This is a genomic window from Persicitalea jodogahamensis (assembly GCF_014651615.1).
GTDB classification, from domain to species: Bacteria; Bacteroidota; Bacteroidia; order Cytophagales; family Spirosomataceae; genus Persicitalea; species Persicitalea jodogahamensis.
In genome coordinates, this window is the sequence record NZ_BMXF01000002.1 from 176234 (window position 1) to 201251 (window position 25018).

At 52.9% G+C, this 25018-nt stretch carries 22 protein-coding genes; 12 read left to right on the forward strand and 10 right to left on the reverse strand.

Features of this window, described 5'->3' with window-relative positions; all coding sequences use genetic code 11:
• The first annotated feature begins 38 nt into the window (after window positions 1-38).
• Both IE117_RS10845 and IE117_RS10850 read left to right on the forward strand, forming a co-directional pair.
• Window positions 39-3050, forward strand: a complete 3012-nt coding sequence (locus tag IE117_RS10845) for a S8 family peptidase (RefSeq protein WP_189564444.1) — start codon at window positions 39-41, stop codon at window positions 3048-3050.
• Between the two features lie 84 nt (window positions 3051-3134).
• On the forward strand, window positions 3135-4328 hold the full coding sequence (locus IE117_RS10850; RefSeq protein ID WP_189564445.1) for a S41 family peptidase: 1194 nt from the start codon (window positions 3135-3137) through the stop codon (window positions 4326-4328).
• Between the two features lie 99 nt (window positions 4329-4427).
• On the opposite strand, the gene IE117_RS10855 is transcribed toward IE117_RS10850, so the two are convergent.
• Window positions 4428-5852 carry a Glu/Leu/Phe/Val family dehydrogenase gene (locus tag IE117_RS10855; RefSeq protein WP_189564446.1) on the reverse strand — a complete coding sequence of 475 codons (1425 nt, stop codon included), beginning with the start codon at window positions 5850-5852 and terminating at the stop codon, window positions 4428-4430.
• 224 nt (window positions 5853-6076) lie between these two features.
• Here IE117_RS10855 and IE117_RS10860 point away from each other — a divergent pair, with 224 nt between their 5' ends.
• Both IE117_RS10860 and IE117_RS10865 read left to right on the forward strand, forming a co-directional pair.
• Window positions 6077-6232, forward strand: coding sequence for a hypothetical protein (locus IE117_RS10860; protein ID WP_189564447.1), 156 nt, complete (start codon window positions 6077-6079; stop codon window positions 6230-6232).
• Between the two features lie 220 nt (window positions 6233-6452).
• Window positions 6453-8219 (forward strand): glycoside hydrolase family 9 protein, encoded by a 1767-nt coding sequence (locus tag IE117_RS10865; RefSeq protein WP_189564448.1) that lies wholly within the window; start codon window positions 6453-6455, stop codon window positions 8217-8219.
• Here the strand turns inward: IE117_RS10865 and IE117_RS10870 are convergent.
• Window positions 8211-8363 (reverse strand): serine dehydratase beta chain, encoded by a 153-nt coding sequence (locus IE117_RS10870; RefSeq protein WP_308439284.1) that lies wholly within the window; start codon window positions 8361-8363, stop codon window positions 8211-8213. The genes IE117_RS10865 and IE117_RS10870 overlap by 9 nt on opposite strands.
• 128 nt (window positions 8364-8491) lie before the next feature.
• Between IE117_RS10870 and IE117_RS10875 the strand changes: the two genes are divergently transcribed.
• From IE117_RS10875 to IE117_RS10890, 4 genes are all read left to right on the forward strand, one after another.
• Complete coding sequence (locus tag IE117_RS10875; protein ID WP_189564449.1) at window positions 8492-9175, forward strand: 3-keto-disaccharide hydrolase; 684 nt, start codon at window positions 8492-8494, stop codon at window positions 9173-9175.
• Window positions 9176-9309: 134 nt separating this feature from the next.
• Window positions 9310-9990: a phosphonatase-like hydrolase gene (locus IE117_RS10880; RefSeq protein WP_189564450.1), complete on the forward strand. Its 681-nt coding sequence runs from the start codon at window positions 9310-9312 to the stop codon at window positions 9988-9990.
• 45 nt (window positions 9991-10035) lie between these two features.
• The gene (locus tag IE117_RS10885; RefSeq protein ID WP_189564451.1) at window positions 10036-11022 is read left to right on the forward strand and encodes an aldo/keto reductase; all 987 of its coding nucleotides are present in this window, start codon (window positions 10036-10038) and stop codon (window positions 11020-11022) included.
• A gap of 27 nt (window positions 11023-11049) precedes the next feature.
• Window positions 11050-11472, forward strand: a complete 423-nt coding sequence (locus IE117_RS10890) for a hypothetical protein (protein ID WP_189564452.1) — start codon at window positions 11050-11052, stop codon at window positions 11470-11472.
• Window positions 11473-11583: 111 nt separating this feature from the next.
• Here the strand turns inward: IE117_RS10890 and IE117_RS10895 are convergent, their stop codons facing one another.
• The 6 genes from IE117_RS10895 to IE117_RS10920 all read right to left on the reverse strand — a co-directional run bounded on the left by IE117_RS10895 (window position 11584) and on the right by IE117_RS10920 (window position 17641).
• Window positions 11584-12759 carry an acetyl-CoA C-acyltransferase gene (locus IE117_RS10895; protein WP_189564453.1) on the reverse strand — a complete coding sequence of 392 codons (1176 nt, stop codon included), beginning with the start codon at window positions 12757-12759 and terminating at the stop codon, window positions 11584-11586.
• Between the two features lie 223 nt (window positions 12760-12982).
• Window positions 12983-13222, reverse strand: coding sequence for a PspC domain-containing protein (locus tag IE117_RS10900; protein WP_189564454.1), 240 nt, complete (start codon window positions 13220-13222; stop codon window positions 12983-12985).
• 161 nt (window positions 13223-13383) lie between these two features.
• Window positions 13384-14601 carry a pyridoxal phosphate-dependent aminotransferase gene (locus IE117_RS10905; protein WP_189564455.1) on the reverse strand — a complete coding sequence of 406 codons (1218 nt, stop codon included), beginning with the start codon at window positions 14599-14601 and terminating at the stop codon, window positions 13384-13386.
• A 131-nt stretch (window positions 14602-14732) separates the two neighbouring features.
• Window positions 14733-15071 (reverse strand): avidin-fold protein, encoded by a 339-nt coding sequence (locus IE117_RS10910; protein ID WP_189564456.1) that lies wholly within the window; start codon window positions 15069-15071, stop codon window positions 14733-14735.
• A gap of 14 nt (window positions 15072-15085) precedes the next feature.
• A complete protein-coding gene (locus IE117_RS10915) occupies window positions 15086-16447 on the reverse strand; it encodes a M28 family metallopeptidase (RefSeq protein ID WP_189564457.1) in 1362 nt (453 codons plus the stop codon).
• Window positions 16448-16624: 177 nt separating this feature from the next.
• A complete protein-coding gene (locus IE117_RS10920; protein ID WP_189564458.1) occupies window positions 16625-17641 on the reverse strand; it encodes a phytanoyl-CoA dioxygenase family protein in 1017 nt (338 codons plus the stop codon).
• 177 nt (window positions 17642-17818) lie between these two features.
• Between IE117_RS10920 and IE117_RS10925 the strand changes: the two genes are divergently transcribed.
• Window positions 17819-19291, forward strand: a complete 1473-nt coding sequence (locus tag IE117_RS10925; protein ID WP_229580733.1) for a sulfatase family protein — start codon at window positions 17819-17821, stop codon at window positions 19289-19291.
• Between the two features lie 170 nt (window positions 19292-19461).
• Here IE117_RS10925 and IE117_RS10930 read toward each other — a convergent pair whose 3' ends face one another.
• Window positions 19462-20448, reverse strand: a complete 987-nt coding sequence (locus IE117_RS10930) for a bifunctional heptose 7-phosphate kinase/heptose 1-phosphate adenyltransferase (RefSeq protein WP_189564459.1) — start codon at window positions 20446-20448, stop codon at window positions 19462-19464.
• A gap of 172 nt (window positions 20449-20620) precedes the next feature.
• On the opposite strand from IE117_RS10930, the gene IE117_RS10935 reads away from it, so the two are divergent.
• The 3 genes from IE117_RS10935 to IE117_RS10945 are packed head-to-tail and all read left to right on the forward strand — an operon-like array spanning window position 20621 to window position 23449.
• Window positions 20621-21835 carry an acyl-CoA dehydrogenase family protein gene (locus IE117_RS10935; RefSeq protein ID WP_189564460.1) on the forward strand — a complete coding sequence of 405 codons (1215 nt, stop codon included), beginning with the start codon at window positions 20621-20623 and terminating at the stop codon, window positions 21833-21835.
• Window positions 21836-21884: 49 nt separating this feature from the next.
• Window positions 21885-22955 (forward strand): phosphotransferase family protein, encoded by a 1071-nt coding sequence (locus tag IE117_RS10940; protein ID WP_374757965.1) that lies wholly within the window; start codon window positions 21885-21887, stop codon window positions 22953-22955.
• Between the two features lie 35 nt (window positions 22956-22990).
• On the forward strand, window positions 22991-23449 hold the full coding sequence (locus IE117_RS10945; RefSeq protein ID WP_189564462.1) for a MaoC family dehydratase: 459 nt from the start codon (window positions 22991-22993) through the stop codon (window positions 23447-23449).
• Between the two features lie 275 nt (window positions 23450-23724).
• Here the strand turns inward: IE117_RS10945 and serS are convergent, their stop codons facing one another.
• Entirely contained in the window at window positions 23725-24999 is a 1275-nt protein-coding gene (gene serS, locus IE117_RS10950; RefSeq protein ID WP_189564463.1) for a serine--tRNA ligase, read from the reverse strand.
• Between the last annotated feature and the right edge of the window lie 19 nt (window positions 25000-25018).

A 25018-nucleotide genomic window follows, 5' to 3' on the forward strand; every position in this document is an offset into this window, starting at 1 on the left:
TCGGCCACGGATCGATAGGTTTCAAATACAGCGTGGGCATGAGAGGTAGATTTACGACAGAGCAAAGGATACACATATTATTCATTTTCCTTTTAGTGGTAGTTGGCGCTGGTTGGTTTGTCACACCAGTTCGGGCGCAGCATAGTGTCGCTTTATCCCAAAGTTTTTCCGGTCAAAAAATAGCAGACTATCAAAGCCAATACACCCGTCTGCTATCGCAGGCCCGGCAGAACGGCTGGCCGCTCCGTCTGAGTCTGGGGTACGATAAGTCTGTTTCCCTGCATCATACCGATGGCCTCGGCCAGCCCGTGTATTATACGACCCACAGCACGCCGCTTTCGCTGGGCACCCGCACGGCCTCCATGTACGAGGGAGGTAGTTTGGGATTGAAACTGAGTGGCGGTAGTCCAGCACTGAAAGGGAAACTGGCGCTCTGGGATGGAGGCAAAGTGCGGATCGACCACCGGGAGCTGAGCGGTAAAGTCAGCCAGACCGATGCCGAGGCTCCGGTCATCAACGACCACGCCACTCACATGGCGGGTATTCTGGTGGGGCGGGGTATTCATAAACCTGCTCAGGGGATGGCGTTCGGCGGGGAATTGAAGGCGTGGGATTTCGATAACGACCTCAGTGAGGTTGCCAAAGAAGCACCCAGCCTGCTCATTTCGAATCATGCTTACGGTCCCGTAGCGGGCTGGGTGCTTGACCTCAGCAGGCCCGGCAGCTCCAACGACCAAAAGTGGGAGTGGTGGGGAACGCCCTCGGTGGATGAGCAGCAGGACTACCGCTTTGGCTTTTATGACGACGCCGTGAGTGAAGTGGACCGCATTACTTACAATTTTCCGTATTTTCTGATGGTGCGCTCGGCGGACAACAAGCGGGTAGAGAATGGCCCGCCGGCAGGAACCAAATACTATTTGAAAAATACGGATACCCAAAGTACTCTACCGCGAAGCCGCAACGATGGCTACGATATTCTGCCCGGTGAGTCCAACGCCAAAAACGTACTGACCGTCGGAGCGGCCGAACTCCACGATGCTAACTACCTGGTAAGTCCGTATAGCGGTTGGGGACCGACGGACGACGGCCGTATCAAGCCAGACTTGCTGGGGCTTGGCACAGGCATACTGTCCAGCGTAGGTACCGGGAACGAAGCTTATGGGGTATTTACGGGTACTTCGATGGCGAGTGCCAATGTTTCGGGCTCTTTGCTGCTTTTGCAGGAACTCCATCAGCAGCGCAAAGGAACATTTATGCTGGCTTCTACCCTGAAAGGACTGGTGCTGCATACGGCGGTGAAACCCGGCGGCAACATCGCCCCCAGCTATGAATACGGCTGGGGGGTACTTGACGCCGAAGCAGCGGCAAAGGTCATTTTGAACGGTCAGGGGGAATACGTTCTGGCTGAGAACGTGCTCTCTCAGGACGATGCCTACACCCGAAGCTTTGTGGCTTCCGGTGCCGAACCACTGGTGGTAACAATCTGCTGGACTGACCCCGAAGCAATGCCCACAGCCGTTAGCAGCCGCAACCTGAATAATCCGGGTCCCAAGCTGGTAAATGATCTTGACGCTTTGCTCACCGAAGGATTCAACCGCTTTCAGCCATGGGTGCTTGACCCCGCTGCTCCCGGCGAGAAAGCCAAAACGGGCAATAATTTTCGGGATAACGTGGAGCAAATCTATGTCGCGAAACCTCTGAAAGGTCGTACCTACACTTTGACCATTTCGCACAAAAACAACCTGAAAAACGGCCGCCAGCCCTACGCGCTCATCGTCAGCGGACTGGAGCAGCCGGATTGTGCGCTGGCATCTACGCTCATCCCCGGCTCCGACACCACGCTCTGCGCCGGACAAACAATCAGCTTATCGGCCAACGCGGGTGTTGGGTTTACCTATGAATGGCTGCAAAACGGAAATACGATCAGGAAAGGCTCGGATCGTACGCTGGAAGTAAGCAAGCCCGGACGTTACGCTGTGCGGGTCACCTCCGTCGGCTGTAACGTACTCAGCAAACCGGTGGAGGTAAGTGGCTCTGACCTCTTTGCCGACATCGCCCAAAAGGGAAACATTCTGGTTTGCGACAACAATGGAACTGAACTGTCGGCCAACACCGGAGTTGATTACAACTATCAATGGCTGATGGATGGTAAGCCGGTCAGCGGAGCAACGGACTCCCGATACCGGGTCACATCGACCGGCAATTACCAGGTGCGTGTTAGCCAACATTACTGCGCCGAACTCTCCGCTCCCACGCGTGTGGATGTTGCGCCCGTAAAAGCAACGCTCACTCCCGCCGTCAGCGCGGTAATTTGTAACGATTCGCCCGCCCGGCTTACTGCCCCGCAGGAGAAGGACTATACCTATGCCTGGCTCTATGATAATTCGTCTATTCCCGCTGCTACGGGTTCGTTCTATCAAGCCGATAAGCCGGGACGCTACGCCGTGGAGATACGCAATGGCGCTTGCCGGGTCCGCTCGACGGATGTAGTTGTTCAGAAAAAGAATGTAAAGGCAGTCATCACACCGCCCATTTCGGCACTCATAGAGAAGGGCGGCAGCATTGCCCTGCAGGCCAATTACGAAATTGGCAACCGCTATGCCTGGTACCGCGAAGACAGCCTGCTGGCCGGCGAAGATGCCCCGTTACTGAAAGCCACGGAGGGCGGAAGGTATAAGGTCACCGTTAGCAATGGTGGCTGCCTGGCCGAGTCGGCGGTTATTACTCTTTGGGGGGGAGCTTCCGGGGGTGACTCACCTTATCTGATTACGGGCGTTGCTCCTTCTTCGGAACCCAATCGCCTGATTGTACTTTTTCCAAACCCTTCTCAGGAAATGGTGACGGTCACGGTTCCCATACAGGGCGTTCCTTTACATTCGCGTGCTTCGCTCTTTACTATGAAAGGAGAGCCGCTTCGCTCACAACCTTTGCTGGTCGAGGGAGATTATCTCAAAACGCAGTTCGACCTGCGTTACCTGCCCACCGGCGCCTACCTGATAAAGGTGAATCTGGAAGATAAGAGCCTGTCGGAAAAGTTTTTGAAATACTGAAAAGCAAATATTTTGCATATTGGTCTGTGGCATTACGCTAAAGCTGCGGAGCCTCTTTCCAATATTTAACTATTTCCTGCTTTAATGACCAGACGTGTTCTTCTAGTATCCACCCTGTTTTTTTTCTTCCATTTTGCGCAAAGCCAAACTACCCCCTGCAACTGCGCACAAGAACTTGATTTTGTAAGTACCCAATTGCGCACTGTCCCCAGCTACAAAAGCCAGGTTAAAGATGATGGAGTGAGCGAAGCCTTGCTAAATGCCCTGAAAGTAGAGATCAAGGATGATCCAAGGGCGGAGATCAATTGCCTGTATTACGTGCAAAAGTACCTGACCATTGTGCGGGACAAGCACCTTTCTGCCTCGGCGCGGAGCGCGACAGTAGATTTCCAGCAATATGATTATCGGATTACGGATGATCTAACTACTGTTTTGAACAAGGCAGCCGGCAAGTCGGACAGTCTCACCGGGATATACAACCTCGACGATGTGTACAGGGTGGCGGTCGTGCCGGACGATCAGGTCGAGGGCCGCTATCTGGGGGTAGTTCTGGAATCGACCAACAGGAACTGGCAACCGAAAATGATAAAGTTCGTGCTCACCCGAACACCTGATGGGTATGATGGCCTTTTTTATGGGGGTGCCTTCGTGCCTGATTACCAACGGATTCAGCCCCGAGAGGGCAGACTCTACCCCGAACGGTGGATCAAAACCGATGCGGCGACTGATTACGCTTTCAATCCGTACCTTATGGATGAGGATCTGTTTCAGTACAGAATGCTGGACGGTGGTACGCATTACGTTCGTCTGGGTTCTTTTTCAGGACAAAACAAAAACTACGCAATGGCCAGTAAGCTGCGCGAAGAGATGGAAAGCAAAATCCAGGTAGGGAATGTCATCGTTGACCTCAGAAACAACGGCGGCGGCGGTAGTAGAACGTCCGACTTATTTCTGGACTTCTTGAAAAAGAACAAAAAGAATCTTCGCGTTTTCGTATTGCAGAATTATTTCTGTGGCAGCGATTGCGAGCAGTTTCTGGTCAAACTGAAATCTCAGCAATCGGTGACCGCTTTTGGCGAAAACACCCACGGGGCGATCGCCTATGGTTTCGGCAACCGGAGTACGCGGCAGGAAACTACCCCTTGCTATAAATTTACGCTCAATCTTACGGAAAAGAAGTACGAAAAGTACCTGGACTACGAAGAAGTAGGCATTGCCCCGGATCAGTACCTGCATACCCGGAGCGATTGGATCGAACAGGTGCTCGGGAAATTGTAGGATGTGTTATTGTCTAAAATAGGGAATCATGCCCACAAAAAACGGTCGCCCTTCATCATGAAGGGCGACCGTTTTTGCAAACAGGAAACACTGTCCTGATCAGGGGAAAATTCCCAGCATTTCGTAGCTGAGGGATATTTTCTTGATGGAAATATAGAAGGCTGCCGTGCGAAGGTCGCCCAGTTCCGGCTTGGCGATAAGTGCGTCACGCATCTCGTGGTAGGCCAGAATCATGGTGTCTTCCAGGCCCGAACGCACGATGTCCTCTTCGTCAGAACCGTGGGTAATATCGGCCCGGACGGCAGGGTCAAGCGTCTTGCCCGTCAGTTCCTCCACTGAGCCGATGATCCGGTCGAAGCTCTTCTCGTCGGCCCGCTTGCCCATACGCCCGAAGCGTACATTCTGCAGGTTTTTGAGCCATTCGAAGTACGAGACCGTCACGCCCCCGGCGTTCAGGTACAGGTCGGGAATGATGGTAATACCCTTTTCGAGCAGAATTTCCTCCGCCCGCATCGTAACGGGACCATTGGCGGCTTCGGCCACCACTTTCGCCTTTATTTCACTGGCGTTTTCTACGGTGATCTGATTTTCGAGGGCTGCAGGTACCAGAATATCACAAGCCATCGTCAGCATGGACTTTGAATCCGGGATGTCGGTCGCTCCCGGAAATTTCGTGATCGATTTGGTTTGCCGCCGGTGCTTGTCCACCGCTTCTATATTAAGGCCATTTTCGTCGTAGATGCCACCATCGTATTCAGCGATGCCGATGATTTTGGCGCCTTCCTCAGCCAGGAACTTGGCCGAGTGGTAGCCCACATTACCAAAACCCTGGATAATGACCGTCTTGCCCCGCAATCCGGTACTTAGGCCTAGCTTTTTCGTGTCTTCCTCGAACTTAAAGAACTCCCGAAGCCCGAAGAAAACGCCCAGGCCGGTTGCCTCGGTACGCCCCCTGATGCCGCCAATACCCACCGGTTTGCCCGTCACGCAGCCCTGTGCATTGGTATCGCCAAACTTAAAGGTCATATAGGTGTCGGCAATCCAGCCCATCTCACGCCCGCCTGTCCCGTAGTCGGGCGCTGGCACGTCCACGGCCGGACCGATCAGGTTTTTCTTGATAAGTTCGGTCGCAAAGCGGCGCGTCACTTTCTCGAGCATTTCTTCGGATGCGATATGAGGGTTGATCTTCACCCCACCCTTGGCACCGCCGAAAGGTACGTTTACCACCGCGCACTTGAAGGTCATCAGGGTGGCCAGAGCCTTCACCTCGTCCTCCGACACCTCCATGCTGTACCGAATGCCGCCCTTAGTGGGTAGTTTGTGCATACTGTGCTGGGCGCGGATGCCCTCGATGTTGTGGATTTCGCCATCGACCTCTACGGGGAAGGTGACTTTATAAACGCTATTGCAATGGCGGATGCGCTCGAGTAAGCCTTTTGAAAGGCCCGTATGTTCGGCGGCTTTGTCGTAATAGTGTAATACAGTATCCAGGAATTTTTTTCCCTGTTCCAAATGGTCTGACATAGTTATTTATGGATTTGAAGTGTACATAATCCCGATTGGGAAGTATCCTGCAAAGATTGAAAATCTTCGTGGGATAGTGATGGTTTTTCGGAAGTTTCCGCAGAGAAGAGCAATTCGGGAAAGGCTCCCAACCATAGTATTCAAGGGAGGGGCTGAGCTTCCCGGCCATTACAGACTACATCCTCACGTTTCTTCGGTACGATCGTTCCCAAAATTATGCAGTCTTGGGCTACCCGGTACTCGCCGAGGGCGAACTGAACATTTCCGGCCACTGCCTCCTTGGCGCGCGGGCGGCTTTCCAGGGCTACGAAAATGGCGAAACCACGCTGATGTTAGGCGTCAACTTCGGGTACCGGTTTCATGCAGGATGTTATAAATAGTGTTCTGCCAAACCAATGCCTTTATAATTCTTGGCTACGGTGTATGTTCTTATGATAAGTCATTTGCCACGACTCTACAACTTTGAGGAAAGTTCCTAACTTGGCCTCCCGATAAGCCTGAAGCCCGCCCCTGACCTCGGGAGCTGCGTTCCATACGCAGGAAAGCCAGGCAGCGCTACACTATTTACCAAGAAGCTAGTTTTTCTATTAAACTTACCTGATGAAAAATTTCACCCAAATACTACTTATTTTTCTATTATCCTTTCTAACCAAAACTACTCTGGCCCAGCTATCCACCGATTCTGTTCGGTTGAATCAGCTCGGGTACTACCCGGATGCTCCTAAAACAGCCGCCATTTATGGTGCCGGTAAGGGTGGTTTTATATTGAAAACGGCGGAAGGCAACCAGACCGTTTACCATGGACAGCTCAGCGAAAACCGTACTTCACCTTTCTCGGCTAAAACTACCCGCATCGCCGACTTCTCAGCGTTCACTAAGCCGGGGCGTTACGTGCTGGAAGTACCTGAAATAGGAGCTTCATACCCTTTTGAAATAAAAAATCAAGTACACGATGCGGCGTCGCGGGCGGCGATCAAGGGCTATTATTTTCAAAGGATGTCCACACCTCTGCCGGAAAAGTATGCCGGAAAGTGGGCGCGACCCGGCGGCCATCCCGATGTGTCGGTACTGGTGCATCCTTCGGCGGCCAGTCCGCTGCGCCCCGCCGGGACGACACTTTCCGCTCCGGGTGGCTGGTACGATGCGGGGGATTATAATAAGTACATTGTCAACTCGGGTATTTCAGTTGGGACGATGCTGGCTGCCTACGAGGATTTTCCGGCTTACTATGACACGCTGAACCTGAACATTCCCGAAAGCAGTAACGCTTTGCCCGACCTGCTCGACGAAGTGCTGTACAACCTGCGCTGGATGCTCACCATGCAAGATCCCAACGATGGCGGCGTGTATCATAAACTGACCAATCCTGTTTTTGATGGCATGAATGTGATGCCGCACGAGGCCACCAAACCGCGTTTCGTGGTGCAGAAAAGTACCGCCGCCGCGCTGGACTTTGCGGCGGTGATGGCACAGGGCAGCCGGATTTTCAAAAAGTACCGACAGCCACTACCCGGCCTGGCCGATTCCTGTCTCATTGCGGCGCAGCGCGCCTGGGGCTGGGCCAAGGTAAATCCTAATGTCGTATACGATCAGGACGCCATCAATTCTTCCTTCGATCCCGACATCAAGACGGGTACCTACGGCGACAGGAATCTGGCGGATGAGTTTATCTGGGCGGCTTGTGAGCTGTACATTACTACTAAGAGCGAGACGTACTACAAGGCGGTCAATCTTTTTCCCGATGAAAAAATGCCGTTACCTTCCTGGCCGCAAGTGCGGTTGATGGGCTACTACTCCTTGCTTCGCCACGCCGGGGAGATTACTGATGTGGCCCGGAAAGACGTTGCCAAGCTTAAAGTGCGGATGGTCGCAATGGCCGACGGCCTGATCGAAGGCACGGAGAAGCATTATCTTAACACCGTGATGGGCCATAGCAAATCCGACTACGCATGGGGAAGCAGCTCCGTGGCGGCTAATCAGGGCATGGCGATCATGCAGGCGTATCGCCTGACCCAGGATAGAAAGTACCTGAACGCCGCCCTCACGAACGTGGATTATCTGCTGGGTCGCAATGGCACGGGCTATTGTTTCCTGACGGGCTTCGGCAGCAAGCGGGTGATGCATCCGCACCATCGCCCTTCCGTTGCCGATGGCGTAACCGAACCCGTACCGGGGCTGCTCTCGGGCGGGCCAAATCCGGGTAAGCAGGATAAATGCCCCACTTACACTTCGGATTTGCCCGACGAAGCCTTTACGGATGATGACTGCTCCTATGCTTCCAACGAAATCTGCATTAACTGGAACGCGCCGCTGGTGTATTTGCTCGGGGCCGTGGAAGCTTCCACTTTCAGCACTCGCTCAAACTAATCGGAATTCTAAGGGCCAGGCCGGCGCTTTTTCAAGTGTAACCAGAAATAGCTGCGCCGCCCGCCACGGCCCGAGCGTATGCGAACTCGACGGACCGATGCCGATCTTAAGAATGTCGAAAACCGATATGCGTTCTTCTTTCATACACAAAGGGAACGGGAATGGATGGCGCAAATATCTTTTGGCCAGTCAGGCTTTATGGAACGAGCGCAAAAAGCTACCTTGCAACTTCCATAAAACGCTCCCAAACCATTTTTTTAGTTTCAGCAAAAATGAAAAAAGCAATTTGCTACACGCTCTTTCTTGGCCTGGTTGTCTTATCGGCTTGTTCGCGCACCAACTCTACGGGTACCACCGCCGCCGAAAAACGCGCGGGTTATCAGGTACTTTTCGACGGCACCGATCTCGATCAATGGGTTGGTAACAAGACGGACTATTACATCGAGGGCCGTGATCTGGTCATTGACCCGAAGCGCGGTGGCCAGGGAAACCTTTACACCAAAGACGAATACAGCGACTTTATTTATCGCTTCGAGTTTCAACTCACGCCGGGAGCCAATAACGGCCTGGGTATCCGCACCCCGCTCGAAGGCGACGCGGCCTACGTCGGTACCGAGATTCAAATTCTGGACAACGATGCAGAAAAATACAAGGACCTGAAAGAGTACCAGTACCACGGCTCAGCCTACGGAATAATCCCGGCCAAACGTGGATACTTGAAGCCTGTCGGAGAGTGGAACACCGAAGAGGTTTACGTGAAAGGTTCCAAAATCAAGGTTACGCTCAATGGTACCGTAATCCTGGACGGGGACCTGGCCGAAGCCAGCAAGAACGGCACCGCCGACCACAAAGACCATCCCGGCCTCGAACGGACTTCGGGGCATATTGGCTTTCTTGGCCATGGCGATGTGCTACGATTCAGGAATATCCGCGTGTTGGATTTGACAAAACAATAGTCACCTCTTCGTCGAAATATTCGGTCATCATGAAAGTGCGGTACAGCCAGCCCGGGCGCAATAGAGCGAAACAAAGCATATGGCGGTACTTTTACACCCGTGCGTTTTCTTATTGATCAAACAGAAATAAACTCGTGAAAAAGATAGAATTAGCAGTTTTTGACATGGCAGGTACCACGGTCAATGAAGACAATGTGGTCTATAAAACGCTCCAAAGAGCAATCGACGAAGCAGGATACGAAACTACCCTGGACTTTGTGCTGGCGCATGGCGCGGGAAAAGAAAAGCATCAGGCGATCAAAGACATCATCGCCGAAACGCAGCCCGCCGAGGAAATCAAAACTACGTCGGACGAAATATTTGAACGATTCAAATCCTACTTGTCTGAGGCATACGACAACCTGCATGTGGTGCCTTGTGAAGGCGTTGTGGAACTACTGACTTTTTTGAAAGAAAAGGGCATAAAAGTAGCCTTGAATACGGGATACAACGCAGCGGTTGCCACCAGCCTGTTGGAAAAAATGGGATGGAAGAAAGGTATTCAGTATGATACCCTGGTCACGGCATCCGATGTGACGAACGGAAGGCCGGCTCCCGATATGATTCTGAAAGCTATGAGTGATGCCGGGGTTACTGACGCAGGCAAAGTACTGAAAGCAGGAGACTCTACCATAGACATTGAAGAAGGCAAAAATGCCTCCTGCGGCTTGACGGTCGGCGTAACTACCGGCGCGCATACGAGAGATCAACTCCAATCGGCCCAACCAGACTATGTTGTGGATTCTTTGCTGGAATTGAAGGAAATTTTGGTTTGATTTACGGATTGGCCTTCAATTAAAACAGATAATTTTTTTAAAAATATGAACTACCGAAAACTAGGAAAAACAAACTTCAATGTATCGGAAATAGCCCTTGGGACCTGGCAGGTGGGCGGCAAGTGGGGAGCTGACTTCGACCACAAACTAGCCGAAAGCATCCTCCATGAAGCCGTGGATGGTGGCGTCAACTTCATTGATACTGCCGATGTGTATGGCGGCGGCGAGAGCGAAAAAGCAGTGGGGAAATTTGTGAAGAGTCGCTCGGAGCGTATCTACGTGGCCACGAAGTGCGGGCGGCAACTCAGTCCACATACCAATGAGGCATACCAGCCCAAGGTACTTCGGCAATTCGTAGAGGATAGCTTGAAAAACATGGGCCTGGAAACGCTGGACCTCGTGCAACTACACTGTCCACCCACGGAGGTGTACTACCGTCCCGAAATCTTCGGATTATTCGACCGCCTGAAAGAGGAAGGTAAAGTACAGAACCTGGGCATTAGCGTGGAGAAAATAGAGGAGGCGTTGAAAGGGATTGAGTTCGACAACGTGACCACAGTGCAGATCATTTTCAATATGTTCCGGCAGCGGCCTTCGGAATTGTTTTTTGAACAAACCCGGAAAAAAGACGTCGGTGTGATCGTTCGGGTGCCGCTGGCCAGCGGCATGCTTACCGGAAAATTCTCTCAGGAATCCACTTTCTCCGAAGGCGACCACCGGAACTTTAACCGCCATGGCGAGAAATTTGATAAAGGTGAAACCTTCTCGGGCGTGGACTACGAAACGGGCCTGGCGGCGGTTGAAGAACTGAAAGCCGCCTTTCCCGGTTATGAAAACCTGGCCCCCATGGCACTGCGTTGGGTACTGATGTTCGACGAGGTAAGTACTGTGATCCCCGGTGCGTCGCGACCCGCACAGGTGCAGTCCAACCTGCAGGCCGCCGAACTACCCCCGCTTACCTCCGAGCAAGTAAAAGCCGTAAGCGCCGTATACGCCAAATACATCAAGCCTTCAGTTCACCAGCTTTGGTGAGGAAACGTCGGCTAAAAAAGCAATCTGATGAAATTAACCCACCTGACTACCCCTGCGCTTGCCATTGCTGGTTTTCTGCTCGTTGCCGCTTTCCGGCCTGAAGTACCGATGGCCTCAATGCAGGCCGGGTCTTATGAAAGCAAATCAGATACAGTCAGAAAGGGCATTGATCCGGCCACGGGATTCGTCATAGACGATGGCATCGACCTGATGCGGGCGCACTGCACGGGCTGCCATTCCAGTAAACTCGTGACGCAGTACCGTGCCAGTCGCGAAGTCTGGCTTGAAAAAATCCGCTGGATGCAGCGCACCCAAAACCTCTGGGACTTAGGCGAAGCCGAGCCCAAAATTCTGGACTACCTCGCCAAACATTATGCTCCTGCCGACCAATACGAACGCCGACAGCCGCTGAAAGACGTGGAATGGTATAAACTGGGGAAAGGGAAGTAAGAGTCCAAAGTTTATAAGTTCAAAGTCTATGAGTTTTGCGATGATGATGTGTTTCCGCAATTCTCGAACTTTCTACTCATAAACTTTGAACTTTACGCACTTGTACCTCTATCACAGCAACTCATAAATCCCCGCCACGCCTTGTCCGCCGCCTACGCAGGCAGTCACCATGCCGTATTTTTGCTCACGGCGACGCATTTCGTTGAATAGCTGCACCGAAAGTCGCGCGCCCGTCGAGCCGAGGGCGTGACCCAGTGCGATGGCTCCGCCGTTGGGATTGACGATGTCGGGATTCATATCCAGTGTCCGCATGACCGCTAGAGACTGCGCCGCAAAGGCCTCATTCAGTTCGATTTGCTCTATATCAGATAATTGCAAACCCGCCTGCTTCAATGCTTTGGGAACCGCCGCTACGGGGCCGATGCCCATGATGCGCGGATCGACACCCGCCGTAGAATAAGCCATCATCCGCGCGATGGGTTTCAGTCCTAGTTCATTCACCATTTTCTCCGACATCACGATCACGAAAGCCGCGCCGTCGGATGTCTGTGACGAGTTACCTGCCGTGACGCTGCCACCCGCCGCAAACACCGGACGCAGCCGCGCCAGAGCCTCGGGCGAGGTGTCAGGGCGTGGACCTTCGTCTTTGTCTACGGTATATTCCCGCGTCTTCTTTTTACCGGCTTCCGCATCGAAGTAAGTCTCCTTCACGCTGATGGGCACGATTTCATCAGCAAAGCGATTCGCCGCCTGCGCCGCCAGAGCTTTCTGGTGCGACTGGTAGGCAAACATATCCTGATCCTCACGACTGATTTTATAATCCTGCGCTACCTGCTCAGCGGTGAGGCCCATGCTGAGGTAGTAGTTGGGATTGGTATGGGCGATTTCGTAATTCAAAGCCGTTTTCCAGCCCATGGTTGGTACCATCGACATCGACTCGGTGCCGCCCGCAATAACACAGTCGGCCATGCCCGCATTAATTTTTCCGGCCGCCAGTGCAATGGCCTCCACGCCCGAGCCGCAGTAGCGGTTGATGACCATACCCGACACGCTCTCGGGCAATGAAAGCAGCGACACGAAGCGCCCCATCTGCATTCCCTGCTCCGCTTCCGGTACGGCATTGCCCACGATCACATCATCCACCTGCGCTGGGTCAAGCTGCGGGATCTGGGCCATGGTATGTTTGATGACGTCCGCCCCCAGGTTATCGGGACGGGTAAAACGAAATACGCCCTTGGGGGCTTTGCCGACCGCTGAGCGGTAGCCGGCTACGATATATGCGTTCATAGGTATGAATTTTGAGATATGAAGTATGAGATGCAACGAATCTTGATCCGCTATGGCTGTATTCTCTAATTTGTACGAAAAGCCGAATGCCAATTGCTGCCAGCCGATCGCCAATAGTATGCAAGCATACCATTTGTAAAAGTAGGAATTTAATTTATAACAAAAAACCGCCACCCGATGGTTTCGGAGTGGCGGCTGAGTATTCTGTCGAAATTCTAAATGGCTATCCCTGCGGATTGGGACCGGTGGCAGTCTGATGAATCCGTAATGGATTCTTTGGCATCACTACCCAGAGGATAATATAGACCAGAATGATGTGCGTGGGCACCGGGATGAAAATAGCCAGGACGAAAAGCACGCGCATCAGGATAATGTCGATGCCAAAGTAATCGGCCAATCCGGCGGCAACGCCGCCAATGACCCGCTGGTTCATGTTTCGGTATAATCTGTTATTTAAGTTCATGGCTAGTGTTTGTTTTGAATTTGAATAAAACAAAGGTACTAGGTTATGCCAAGTAGTCATATCAGCTTTTTACAAACGGATTTCTGACTACAAGAATGGCCCCTGGCCGGGACTAATCCCGGCCAGGGGCCATTCGGTACTCGTTCTTAAAAATGCCTTGTTTATTTCAAAGTGGCTACGGCCTTTTTGATGCGCCCAACGGCTTCTTCCAACTTTTCATCGGCGGCGGCAGTGGAGATACGGATGCAGTCCGGTGCACCAAAGCCCGAGCCGGCGACCGTCGAGACGTAAGAGTTATTAAGTAACCACAGCGAAAAATCGTCAGAATCGTTGATCGTGTTTTCACCGTCGGATTTTCCAAAATAATAGCTCACGTCAGGAAAAGCGTAGAACGCGCCCTGCGGCACGTTTACCTTGAAGCCGGGAATATCTTTCAGCAACTTCACCACCAGGTCGCGACGGCGTTCGTAAGCCTGGGCCATTTCCTTTGTCGGTTCCAGCGTGCCGCTAAAGGCGGCCACGGCCGCTTTCTGCGCGATGGAACAAGTACCAGACGTGACTTGCCCCTGCAACTTTTCTACGCCTTGGGCAATCCACTTGGCCGCGCCAATGAAGCCGATGCGCCAGCCCGTCATGGCAAAGCCCTTGGCCACACCGTTAACGGTAACCACACGTTCTTTCAGGGCCGGGATGGAACCCATGCTGAAATTTCCGTTGCCTGTGAAGTTAATGTATTCATATATTTCGTCAGCCACTACAAATACATTCTCGTGTTTTTCCAGCACTGCTCCGAGAGCGCGAAGTTCGGCTTCGGTATAAACAGACCCCGTCGGATTATTGGGCGAAGCGTACATAACTACCTTCGTACGTGGCGTGATGGCTGCTTCCAGCTGCTCGGGCGTTACCTTGAAATCATTTTCGAAAGCACCGTCCACGATTACGGCTTTGCCTTCGGCCAGCTTTACCATTTCAGAATAGCTCACCCAATAGGGCGCGAAAATGATAACCTCGTCGCCAGGGTTTACCAACACCTGGATAGCATTGGCCAGCGAATGCTTAGCCCCCGTGGACACCACGATGTTTTCAGAATTCCAGTCGATATCATTATCGCGGCGCAGCTTGTCGGCAATGGCCTGACGCAAATCGGGATAGCCAGCTACGGGCGAGTAGCCGTGAAATCCATCATCAATGGCCTGTTTGGCGGCTTCGCAAATATGAACGGGGGTTTTAAAATCAGGCTCGCCCACGCTCAGGCTGATTACTTTGTGGCCCTGAGAGGCCAACTCACGGGCTTTTTTAGTCATCGCCAGCGTTGAAGATTCTTCGAGGGCGGTGATACGGTCGGCCAACAACTGCGTTTGCTCGGCTACTGCGGACATTTTATATAAGGAATAGTGATTAATGAATAGGGGATAACTATTTGTATAATACCATTATCCGCCTAATTCTTACAAAACAGCCGCAAATTTAGGGGTTTTTCCTTTGGGAAATCAGCCATACGAAAATCTTGCTATATTTCTTCGATAATAGACTCCCCGTCCGAGCCATCGCCTGAGGTCCATCGCCAGGTTTCGTGCAGCCGGATTTTACCGTCAGGCATGATTTCGGGCCGGGAACGGCAGATGCCCGTCATCAGTTCGCCCGCATCATTGACCTGGTGGTAACGCATATCGATGTTGCCGGCATCGTCCACCAAGCCGATCAGGTGGCCGCTTTTGATTTTTCCGCCGGAGTAGTTTGAGGTCAAAATATCACCCTCCTGCTGGTAATGGAAAATCGTCTCCGCCGAGGTCTCACCGTTGTTGGTATTCCGGACGGGGCGGAATTTTTTGTTGTGGTAGTTTATCATATTCACGTTTCGGTCTACCGCATGCCCGGCTTGGGAAGCACCGGAAGCCCTTCGTTACCGTCCTCACTCACAGCCTGCACGGCAAAGAAGTAGTTGTCTTTGGAATAGGGCATTTCCGCGCCCAGTTTGTCGGTAAAGAATTTCTTTTGCCAGAAAGGCCAGTGCGTTTCCCGCATCAGGATGTAATAGCCCTTCACCTTCCCCGTTTTGGGAGCCTGCCAGTAGAGTTTGGTGGTGTTGGTCAGGCTGCGGACGTCCATCGTCACGTTTTGGGGCTGGGTGGGCGACTTGGCGAGGTTGGCCAGATTTGCCAGGTTCATCGCCGTGTTTTTGCGCAGGTACTCGAAGTCCATGTACTCTATCTTATCGCCATAGTCCACGCCATTTTCGACGCGCAGGTCCTGGTGCTGGTGCTGAAAATTTTCATTCATTTCCGTAATCCTGACAGCACCAAATCCCCGGTTCACAAAAGGCGTGTGGTCGCCGCCGCGCAGGTAGCGATCGTTGCGATAAACCATCCGTACTTCCAGATGATCTACGTACCGCTCGCCTACTTCCTTTACGTAGCGGGCCAGGGTGCGGGCTTTGCCGTCGTTTTCCAGGCCGTACTGCCGTAGCGAAGCCGCGCTTTTATCAGTCTCGAAGCCCGGCAATCCCTCGCTGAATACCCGGACGATGGTATTGTCGATCAGTTTGGTGTCGTGGCTGTTGTTAGAACCCATGATGTCGTTGTTGAGTAAGGCTTCCAGGTTCCACTTTTCGTCCACCGCCCGCTGTGCCAGGTGGTCGGCGCCGAGCAGCCCTTGTTCTTCGCCGGCTACAGTCACAAAAATAATCGTGGCCGGGAAGCTTTGTTTACTCATCACTCGGGCCAGCTCGATTACTGCCGCCGTGCCGGAGCCATCGTCGTTGGCGCCGGGAGCATCGTCGGTACTGTTCATCACATTGCTTACGCGACTGTCCATGTGGCCGCTGACCAGAAAAATCCTGTCATCCGACGGATCGGTACCTTTCAGTGTCGCCATCACATTACCCATGTCGACGACTTTGTCCACGCGACGGCCGTCAGGTTGCAGCGTCCAGGTGTCGATGGTTGCGGTCAGCCGGCCGCCGGATTGTCTGCCGAATTCCTGAAACTTACTCAGAATCCACTCCCGCGCCGGAACGATGCCGCGCTTTCCCTGCGTACCGCTTAGCGTCTGCCGCGTGCCAAAACTGACCAGCTTCTCGACGTGGGCTTTCAGGCTGTCGGCAGAAACCTGCTCCACGAGCTGCGTGATGGCCGGATCGCGGTAGATGGTAGTCTGGGCCTGAGAGGAAGAAGTGAGTACTTTGGCTGCGCTCAGGATGATAAAGGCAAGGAAAGATTTCTTCATATGAATTGCTCTGATCATTTGGTTTGAGAGAGCAATATAAAAGAAAAGGTTTGGAACGAGTAATGGGGGCGACAGCTTTTAAGTAGGCGTTGTCCCGGTACGTTGTGCAGCCGGATGTGCTTTTTGATAAATCCCTGGTATTCTTCGACTCGTTGACTGATTGATAATGTCCGGTGACTACTTTTCGGCCTTCAAAATGTTCTCCTGTTCGCCAAATTCGGGATGCTCATAGATTACCACGCCGTGGTATTCCTGTTCTTTTGGTACAGCGTGCAGATTGTAGCGGTGGAAAGGCAGGGCCTTTTTGGTAGAATAGTGGCAAACGTACGATTTCCGGGTGCTGTCGGGGTTGGTGATAAGACCGCCTCCGTGGGCCAAAGCCGAATGCCAGATCAGCACGTCGCCGCGGTTGATGAGCAAGGTTTTTTTCTCGAAGCCGTGGGCCGGGCAGTTTTTGTCGAGATAATCGGCAAATTCCAGTGGGGTGCGCGTGGAGCGTTCATTGGACAGGATGCCATTGCCGAAATTGAACTTCGGCAGCTTGTGCGATCCGACATAATAGTAGAGGGGACCTGAGTCGGCAGTGATGTCTTCCAGCGGAATCCAGGCTGCCGCCAGGTGGCTGGGAATTTTGGCCGTCACCCAGGGGAAATCCTGGTGTGTGGGCTGCTGACTGCCAAACATGAAGGTCAGGCTCTGCATCACAACGACCTGCTGCTGGAAAATCGCTTCCAGAAAATTGACGATCGCCGGATGGGTCATCAGGTTTTTTCCGGTTTCCGAAAGGTGGTGAAAATCGTTGAGCTTGACGTACTTTCCTTTCAGGTCTTCTTTGGGGAAATCTTTAATAAGTCGCTCCTGAACCGGTTCGAATTTCGGAAGGTCGATGCGCGTCATCAGCTTGTACTTCTCAGGATGCTCGATGAGTTCTTCTACATCTTCCCAATAGGCATTGATCAACTCCTGCGGAATTACTTTTTCCAGAATCACGTAACCATTTTTCTGCCAAAACCTTAGTTTTTCGTCCAGGTCGAAGGTGAGCGGGAAGCGGGGGGTGAAGTTTTTGACAAAAGCGGCAATATCGGCCTCGCTGTGGTCGATCCACGGCAGGGTGGCGGCGTCGAATTCGGTACTTGGCAACATTTGCTCCTTGACCGTCAGTGCCTTCTTCTTTAATTCTGATAAAAGTCCCATCTTATTTAGTAGAAAATAAAAGTGAACAATGGACAAACCCGGATTTCGTAATTTCTGGCAAAATATGAATAGTTTTTACAGGTCTTTGCCTTAGGTAGCCAAATGTTATCCAACGGTATAAGAATAGACACCTCATTGCTCTGCACAAAACCCAAAACCCTGCAACCTGTAACTCCAATGCCCCAAAACACGCCGATGAGCCGACTTGAAAGCTTGAAATCTGTCTCCTTCCCCAAGGCATCTGCCTGCCGATTGGCCTGGCTCATTTTTATATCATGCGTCTCAGCCTTTGCGGCTCCGATCGGTGACGCTTTTGCGCAAAAATCGCAGGCACCCAATTTCATTATCATCTTTACAGATGATCAGGGGTACGGCGATGTGGGCTGCTTCGGTCACCCGACGATCAAGACGCCCAATCTGGACCGTATGGCTGCCGAAGGGCAGAAATGGACGAGTTTTTACGTGGCGGCCAATGTTTGTACGCCTTCCCGGGCTGCCCTGATGACGGGGCGCTTGCCGATCCGCAGCGGGATGTTCAGCGATAAGCGGCGGGTACTTTTTCCGGATTCGGACGATGGCCTGCCGCAAAGCGAAATCACGATTGCCCGGCACTTGAAGCAAAAGGGCTACCGCACGGCTGCCATTGGTAAGTGGCACCTGGGCCATCTGCCTGCCTACCTGCCCACCAGCCACGGCTTCGACAGCTACCTCGGCATCCCGTACAGCAATGATATGGATCGGGTCAATGACATAACCCATAAGGAAGCATTTGCTCACTCCAAAATCGAGTACTTCCGGGTGCCGTTGCTGCGCGACACCACCGAAATTCAGCGCCCCGCCGACCAGAACACCATCGTGAAACGCTACACGGAAGAAGCGGTCAAGATTATCAAAGAGAACAAAAAGGGCCCGTTTTTCCTGTACATGGCGCACTCGTTGCCACATGTGCCGCTATTCGCCTCCAAGGATTTCGTGGGTACCAGCGAAAGGGGATTGTACGGCGACGTGATCGAAGAAATCGATTGGAGCGTGGGGCAGATTCTGGCTACACTGAAAAAAGAGGGCCTGGACAAGAACACCTACGTCGTTTTTACTTCTGACAATGGCCCGTGGGCGTTGTTCAATGAGCAAGGCGGATCGGCGGGACTGCTTTTTGGCAATAAAGGAACCAGCTACGAGGGCGGTGTGCGGGTGCCGACCATTTTTTGGGGGCCGGGCCACGTGAAGCCCGGGGTAGTTTCCGGCATGGGTAGTACGCTGGACTTGCTGCCGACTTTCGGGAAGCTGGCCGGTGTACCGCTGCCTACCGACCGTATTTACGATGGCTATGATCTTTCGGAGGTACTTCACAAAGGAGCTGCCAGTCCGCGCGACGAGATGTACTACTACCACGGTAGCCGACTGTTTGCCGCCCGGAAAGGCGCTTATAAACTTTTGTATTACAAAAACAATCCGTTGGGCTATCCCGAAAAACTGGAGAAGTTGGAAAAGTACCAGCTATTCAACCTACTCCACGATCCGTCGGAAAAGTACGACCTGGCCGACGAGCATCCGGAAACAATCCGCGACATCGAGGCGATGGTAGCCAAACATCGTGAAAAGGCGACGCCCGCCGCTACGCATCTGGAGAAGCGCATTGGGCAGAAGTAGTAATTTCTTGGCATGCTCGGTTCTCTGGCTAAAATGCGTAGGGTGGCTAGACGGGCGGCCCGCCCGTACCACATGCGCCTAGACTGAGCATCAGCGTCCGGTCAGCCACTGCTGGGAAGTACTCGTTGGTGGCCGATCGCAGAAAAAGATTACGGCAGCCCGTAAGACTCTTACCCCAGCAATCTCTCCCGCACCGCCTCTGCTTTTAACAATTCCTTGTCGATTGGTACCACACCCACTTGCTCACAGACCAGCCCGCCACCCAGGTTGGACAACCCGGCGATGGTGCGCGGCGGGAGGCCGAGGGCTACACAGCAAGCCGCAATGCTGATGACGGTATCGCCCGCGCCGGACACGTCGGCGATTTGCCGGACGTGGGCGGGCAGGTGGTGAGTTTCGCTTTGGTAGTCTATATAGACACCGTGTTCCGAAAGGGTGATCAAAGCTCCTGCGGCGTCGAGGGTTTCGGTGAGTTGCTGGACAACGGACCGCAAAGCAGCGTCATCCTTTACATCAAAATCTACCTTCAACCCTTCACGCAGTTCTTTGAGATTGGGCTTGAAAAGCGTCGTATTCCGGTAAGCCAGGAAATTGCGCTTCTTCGGATCGACGACCGTCGGTACCTGGCACTCATTGGCGAATTCGGTGATTTCGGCAATGGCTTCGGGACTGAGGACGCCTTTGTCGTAGTCTTCAAAGATAACTACCTGACAGCCAAGAATGAGTTCTTTGGCTTTAAAAACCAATTGCTTGCGTTCATGATCAGATATAGCTTCATCGGTTTCGGTGTCGATCCTGACGACTTGTTGCGAACCGGCGATGATGCGTTCCTTGATGGTTGTGATGCGGCGATCGCTGCGGATCAATCCTTCGCAGCTCAGGTTACGCTCGATCAGCTGGTGTTGCAGAATATCGCCGGGACCATCGTCGCCGATCACCGTGCAGGCGATGGCTTCGGCTCCTAGCGCCTGCACATTCAGCAGCACGTTGCCCGCCCCGCCCAAGCGGTACTCGCGGTGCCCGACGTTGACCACCGGTACAGGTGCCTCGGGCGAAATACGCTCCACCTTGCCCCAGACGTAGGAGTCAAGCATTACATCGCCTATGACCAAAACACGTAGTTTGGCAAAGCCTTCAAAGATTTGATCTATTTCCAATTCATTAAATGGATAGTTGACAGTTGACAGTTGACAGCGATGGAAGATTTCACTGTCCACCCGCTCTGGTTTACCGGTCCACTGTCCATAGTAAAGGCCAAAGTTCTTAATTTTTGGGAGAAGGTCGGGGTAAAATGCTATTTTTGATTCAGTCCATTCCTAAAACCTATTCATGGAGAGTCTATTTGCCACTGAGCGCCTGCGTTCTTTATTGCCACGTATTCAGGAATTTGTCGAGACAGAACTTTACCCGCTCGAATCTACCGAAAATCTCACGCAGAACTTTTCCAAAATTGAACCCACGCTTCTGGAAAAAAGAAAACGGGTGAAGGAAGCCGGGCTATGGGGACTACACCTGCCGGTGGCAGACGGCGGACTGGATCTGACGCTCTGCGAATTCGGGCAAATCAGTGAGGTGCTGGCGCGGTCGCCCTTCGGGCATTTTGTGTTCAATACCCAGGCACCCGACATCGGCAATACCGAGCTTCTGCATAAATACGCCCCGGCGCATCTGAAAGAAAAGTACCTTAAACCTTTGATGGCGGGCGAGATCCGTAGTTGTTTCAGCATGACTGAGCCGGAATTTGCCGGTTCTAATCCTACGAGAATGGGTACTTTGGCGGTCAAGGAGGGTGATGATTATATCATCGACGGTCATAAGTGGTTCACGAGTTCGGCGGACGGTGCGGCTTTTATCATCGTGATGGCGGTCACCAATCCCGAGGCGTCTAAATACAAACAGGCCAGCCAGATTCTGGTGCCGATGGACGCGCCGGGCGTTACGCTGGTGCGCAATATCCCGATCATGGGCCACGCTGGCGATAGTTGGGCCAGTCACGCCGAAATGCGCTACGAAAATGTACGGGTACCGCAGACGAACCTCATTGGGCCCGAGGGCGCAGGATTTCTCTTGGCCCAAGAGCGACTGGGGCCGGGCCGCATTCATCATTGTATGCGGTTTATCGGCATCGCCGAGCGTAGTTTCGATCTCATGTGTCGCTACGCCGCGACTCGCGAGCTGGAAGCAGGTACTTTGCTGGGTGATAAGCAATTTATCCAGGGATTCATCGCCGACAGCCGCGCCGAGATCGACGCCGCCCGGCTGCTGGTATTACGCACGGCCCGCCATATCGACGAGCAGGGCGCCGCCGCCGTGCGCGATGAGATTTCGATGATCAAGTTCTTCACCGCCAATATGATGCTGCGCGTGGTGGACCGCGCCATTCAGATACACGGCGCTCTGGGTGTGACCAGCGACATTCTGCTGTCATACTGGTATACCCACGAACGCGCCGCCCGGATTTACGACGGAGCCGACGAGGTGCATAAGGCCGCGCTGGCGCGGAATATTCTGAAAAGCTACGGGCTAGATACACGGCGGAAATAATGGGCCGATTTCGGTAAAAGGTAGTTTTGAGGCTAAAATGTGAATGAATATGAATCAAAATACAGACCAGCCGGTGGAGGTGCGTCCGGGCGAGGAAATCAAACTCGACTTACTGAACAGCTATTTGCTGGATACCGAATCGTTTCAATCGCCCGTCACGGAAGTGCGGCAATTTCCCGGTGGCTATTCCAATCTTACGTATTTGCTCAAAACTCAGCATGGAAATGAATATGTTCTGCGTCGTCCGCCATTCGGGGCCGAGACCATCAAAGGTGGCCACGACATGAGTCGCGAGTATGGGGTGCTGACGATGATTCAGGACGCTGGCTACGTCAAGATACCGGACCCGATCCTGCTCTGCGATGATCTGGAAGTGATGGGCTGTCCGTTTTACATCATGGAGCGTGTACCGGGCATGATTCTGCGGGCACAAACAGCGGCCAAAATGAGTCTGACCCCTGCTCAATTGCGAGGTACTTCGGAAGCATTGGTGGACAATCTGGTTGATTTGCATTCGTTTGATCTCGAAGCTACGGGCCTCACCCAATTAGGGAAGCCCGAAGGCTATATCAAACGGCAGGTCGAAGGCTGGTACCGTCGCTACCTCGTCGCCCAAACCGACGACCTACCCGTGATGGAGCAGCTTTACCATTGGCTTACCGAAAACATGCCCGTTGAGAACAAACCTACGCTGATTCACAACGACTACAAATACGATAACCTGGTGTTGAATCCTGATGATTTATCCCAGATCCTGGCCGTGCTGGATTGGGAAATGTGCACCGTCGGCGATCCACTGATGGACGTAGGTACGGCCCTTTCTTACTGGGCCGAGGCAAGCGATGGTCCTTTCGAGCGTGGCTTCAACCTGACGTGGCTACCCGGTAATCTCACGCGCCGGGAGTTTGTTGATCGCTACGCCGAAAAAAGTGGCCGCGATTTATCCAATGTTCTTTATTATTACGTGTTCGGGCTCTTTAAAAATACCGTAGTCATTCAGCAGATTTATGCACGTTGGAAAAAGGGACTGACGCAGGATGAGCGTTTTGCCGGATTATTAATCGGCATAAAGTCGCTTTCGCAGAAAGCCAGGCAGGCGGTGGCGAATGATAAAATGTGAATGATGCTTTTGCAAAAACCTAAATTCAAGTACTTATGAAATCATTTCAAAACCTGGCCAGATTCCGGGAGTGCGTGGGCGAGGAAATCGGCGTCAGCCCGTGGGAAACCATCACGCAGGGGCATATCAACGATTTCGCCGATGCAACCGGCGACCACCAGTGGATTCACATCGACCGGAAGAAAGCCGCCGCGCAGTCGCCCTACAAAACTACCATCGCCCACGGCTGGCTGACGCTGGCCCTGGCCCCCAAGCTCATGGCCGATTTGTACCGTGTCAGTTCGGTGAAGGTGGCCATCAACTACGGCGCGGATAAAGTCCGCTTCATGGCCCCGGTACCCTCGGGCAGCCGGGTGCGGATGCGGATGGTACTTCAGGAAATGACGGAGCAGGCGCCCGATGGCTTTCGCGTCGTTACCAAGTGTACTTTCGAGCTGGAAGGCCAGGAAAAGCCCGTGTGTGTGGCCGAGTTGATTACGCTGCTCTTCGAGTGACGGAAAACATTTTCTGCTTTTTCGTCAAATTACTCAATGATGAAGAACGAAATACAGAAGCAAATTAAACACACTCAAAACCACTGTTGGCAGCAGTTCGCCGACCAAGACGAAACCGCTCGCCTTGACCGCTTGATGGAATTGAGCTTGATCGATCAGGTACATAATTGGGGTAAAACCAATCACATTAAGCAGCAGACGAATAGCAGAAAATCTAAAAGCCCCGCCTATCGAAAGAAAAATTCCTTCGATAGGCGGGGCTTTTACTCAAAGTGTTATTTAACTACCTCAAATCCACAGTACCCTGTCAGTACCTTCGGCACCCGAATGCTGCCGTCTGCTTGCTGGTTATTTTCCAGCAGAGCCGCCAGGATGCGCGGCAGGGCGAGGGCTGAGCCGTTCAGCGTGTGGAGCAACTGCGTTTTCCCTTCGGTTTTGTAGCGTAGTTTCAGGCGATTGGCCTGGTAGGTTTCAAAGTTGGACACCGAGCTGCATTCCAGCCAACGCTCCTGCGCAGCCGACCACACCTCGAAGTCGTAGGTCAGGGCAGAGGTAAAACCCATGTCACCGCCGCACAGCCGCAAAATGCGGTAGGGGAGTTCCAGTTTTTCCAGCAGCATCTGCACGTGCGCCACCATTTCATCCAGTGCGGCGTAGGATTCTTCCGGTTTGGTGATTTGTACGATTTCCACTTTGTCGAACTGGTGCAGGCGGTTGAGCCCACGTACGTGTGCGCCCCAACTCCCAGCCTCGCGGCGGAAGCATTGGGTATGGCCAACGTTCTTGACGGGTAGTTCGCTTTCCTGCAAAATGACATCGCGGTATAAATTCGTGATCGGTACTTCGGCGGTCGGAATCAGGTATAAATCCTCGTTGGTAACGTGGTACATCTGGCCTTCCTTGTCGGGTAGTTGGCCCGTCCCGAAGCCCGAATCAGCGTTGACCAGCAACGGTGGCTGGATTTCGAGGTAGCCCGCAGCGGCCGCTTCGTTCAGGAAAAACGAAATCATGGCGCGTTGCAATCGCGCGCCCTGACCTTTGTACACCGGAAAGCCCGCGCCCGTGATTTTGTTTCCCAAATCAAAATCGACGATGTCCAGCTTTTTGATCAAGTCCCAATGCGGTAGCGCGTCGGACGGCAACGTGGGCTTCTCACCATGTTCCAGCACCGTTACGTTATCGTCGGCAGTGCGGCCCGCCGGGACACTCTCGTGCGGCAGGTTGGGTAGTTTGACCAACTCATTGTGCAGTTCGGCTTCGGCTTTCTTGAGTTGCTCGTCCAGTTCTTTGGAGCGTTCCTTCAGCGTGGCGGTCTCGACTTTGGCCGCTTCGGCCTCCGCCTTCTTGCCCTGCTTCATCAGTCCTCCGATTTCCTTCGCTTTGGCGTTGGACTCGGTAAGTACCCGGTCGAGTTCGCCCTGCGTTTCGCGGCGCAAACGATCGAGTTTTATGATGAGTTCTACGGCGTCTTCGGCGTCTGAGAAATATCTTTTCTGCAATCCGGCGATGGTCGCTTCCTTATTCTCGCGGATGAAGGTAGTTTGTAGCATTGGGGTAGTTTTTAATTCT

What these genes read in the sequence shown, in the direction of transcription:
- IE117_RS10940 (WP_374757965.1), top strand. Translation starts at nt 21,885, where the DNA reads ATGAATCAAAATACAGACCAGCCGGTGGAGGTGCGTCCGGGCGAGGAA.
- IE117_RS10910 (WP_189564456.1), bottom strand. Translation starts at nt 15,071, where the DNA reads ATGATAAACTACCACAACAAAAAATTCCGCCCCGTCCGGAATACCAAC.
- IE117_RS10870 (WP_308439284.1), bottom strand. Translation starts at nt 8,363, where the DNA reads ATGAAAGAAGAACGCATATCGGTTTTCGACATTCTTAAGATCGGCATC.
- IE117_RS10895 (WP_189564453.1), bottom strand. Translation starts at nt 12,759, where the DNA reads ATGAACGCATATATCGTAGCCGGCTACCGCTCAGCGGTCGGCAAAGCC.
- serS (WP_189564463.1), bottom strand. Translation starts at nt 24,999, where the DNA reads ATGCTACAAACTACCTTCATCCGCGAGAATAAGGAAGCGACCATCGCC.
- IE117_RS10865 (WP_189564448.1), top strand. Translation starts at nt 6,453, where the DNA reads ATGAAAAATTTCACCCAAATACTACTTATTTTTCTATTATCCTTTCTA.
- IE117_RS10905 (WP_189564455.1), bottom strand. Translation starts at nt 14,601, where the DNA reads ATGTCCGCAGTAGCCGAGCAAACGCAGTTGTTGGCCGACCGTATCACC.
- IE117_RS10900 (WP_189564454.1), bottom strand. Translation starts at nt 13,222, where the DNA reads ATGAACTTAAATAACAGATTATACCGAAACATGAACCAGCGGGTCATT.
- IE117_RS10885 (WP_189564451.1), top strand. Translation starts at nt 10,036, where the DNA reads ATGAACTACCGAAAACTAGGAAAAACAAACTTCAATGTATCGGAAATA.
- IE117_RS10845 (WP_189564444.1), top strand. Translation starts at nt 39, where the DNA reads ATGAGAGGTAGATTTACGACAGAGCAAAGGATACACATATTATTCATT.
- IE117_RS10890 (WP_189564452.1), top strand. Translation starts at nt 11,050, where the DNA reads ATGAAATTAACCCACCTGACTACCCCTGCGCTTGCCATTGCTGGTTTT.
- IE117_RS10915 (WP_189564457.1), bottom strand. Translation starts at nt 16,447, where the DNA reads ATGAAGAAATCTTTCCTTGCCTTTATCATCCTGAGCGCAGCCAAAGTA.
- IE117_RS10925 (WP_229580733.1), top strand. Translation starts at nt 17,819, where the DNA reads ATGCCCCAAAACACGCCGATGAGCCGACTTGAAAGCTTGAAATCTGTC.
- IE117_RS10855 (WP_189564446.1), bottom strand. Translation starts at nt 5,852, where the DNA reads ATGTCAGACCATTTGGAACAGGGAAAAAAATTCCTGGATACTGTATTA.
- IE117_RS10935 (WP_189564460.1), top strand. Translation starts at nt 20,621, where the DNA reads ATGGAGAGTCTATTTGCCACTGAGCGCCTGCGTTCTTTATTGCCACGT.
- IE117_RS10945 (WP_189564462.1), top strand. Translation starts at nt 22,991, where the DNA reads ATGAAATCATTTCAAAACCTGGCCAGATTCCGGGAGTGCGTGGGCGAG.
- IE117_RS10875 (WP_189564449.1), top strand. Translation starts at nt 8,492, where the DNA reads ATGAAAAAAGCAATTTGCTACACGCTCTTTCTTGGCCTGGTTGTCTTA.
- IE117_RS10850 (WP_189564445.1), top strand. Translation starts at nt 3,135, where the DNA reads ATGACCAGACGTGTTCTTCTAGTATCCACCCTGTTTTTTTTCTTCCAT.
- IE117_RS10920 (WP_189564458.1), bottom strand. Translation starts at nt 17,641, where the DNA reads ATGGGACTTTTATCAGAATTAAAGAAGAAGGCACTGACGGTCAAGGAG.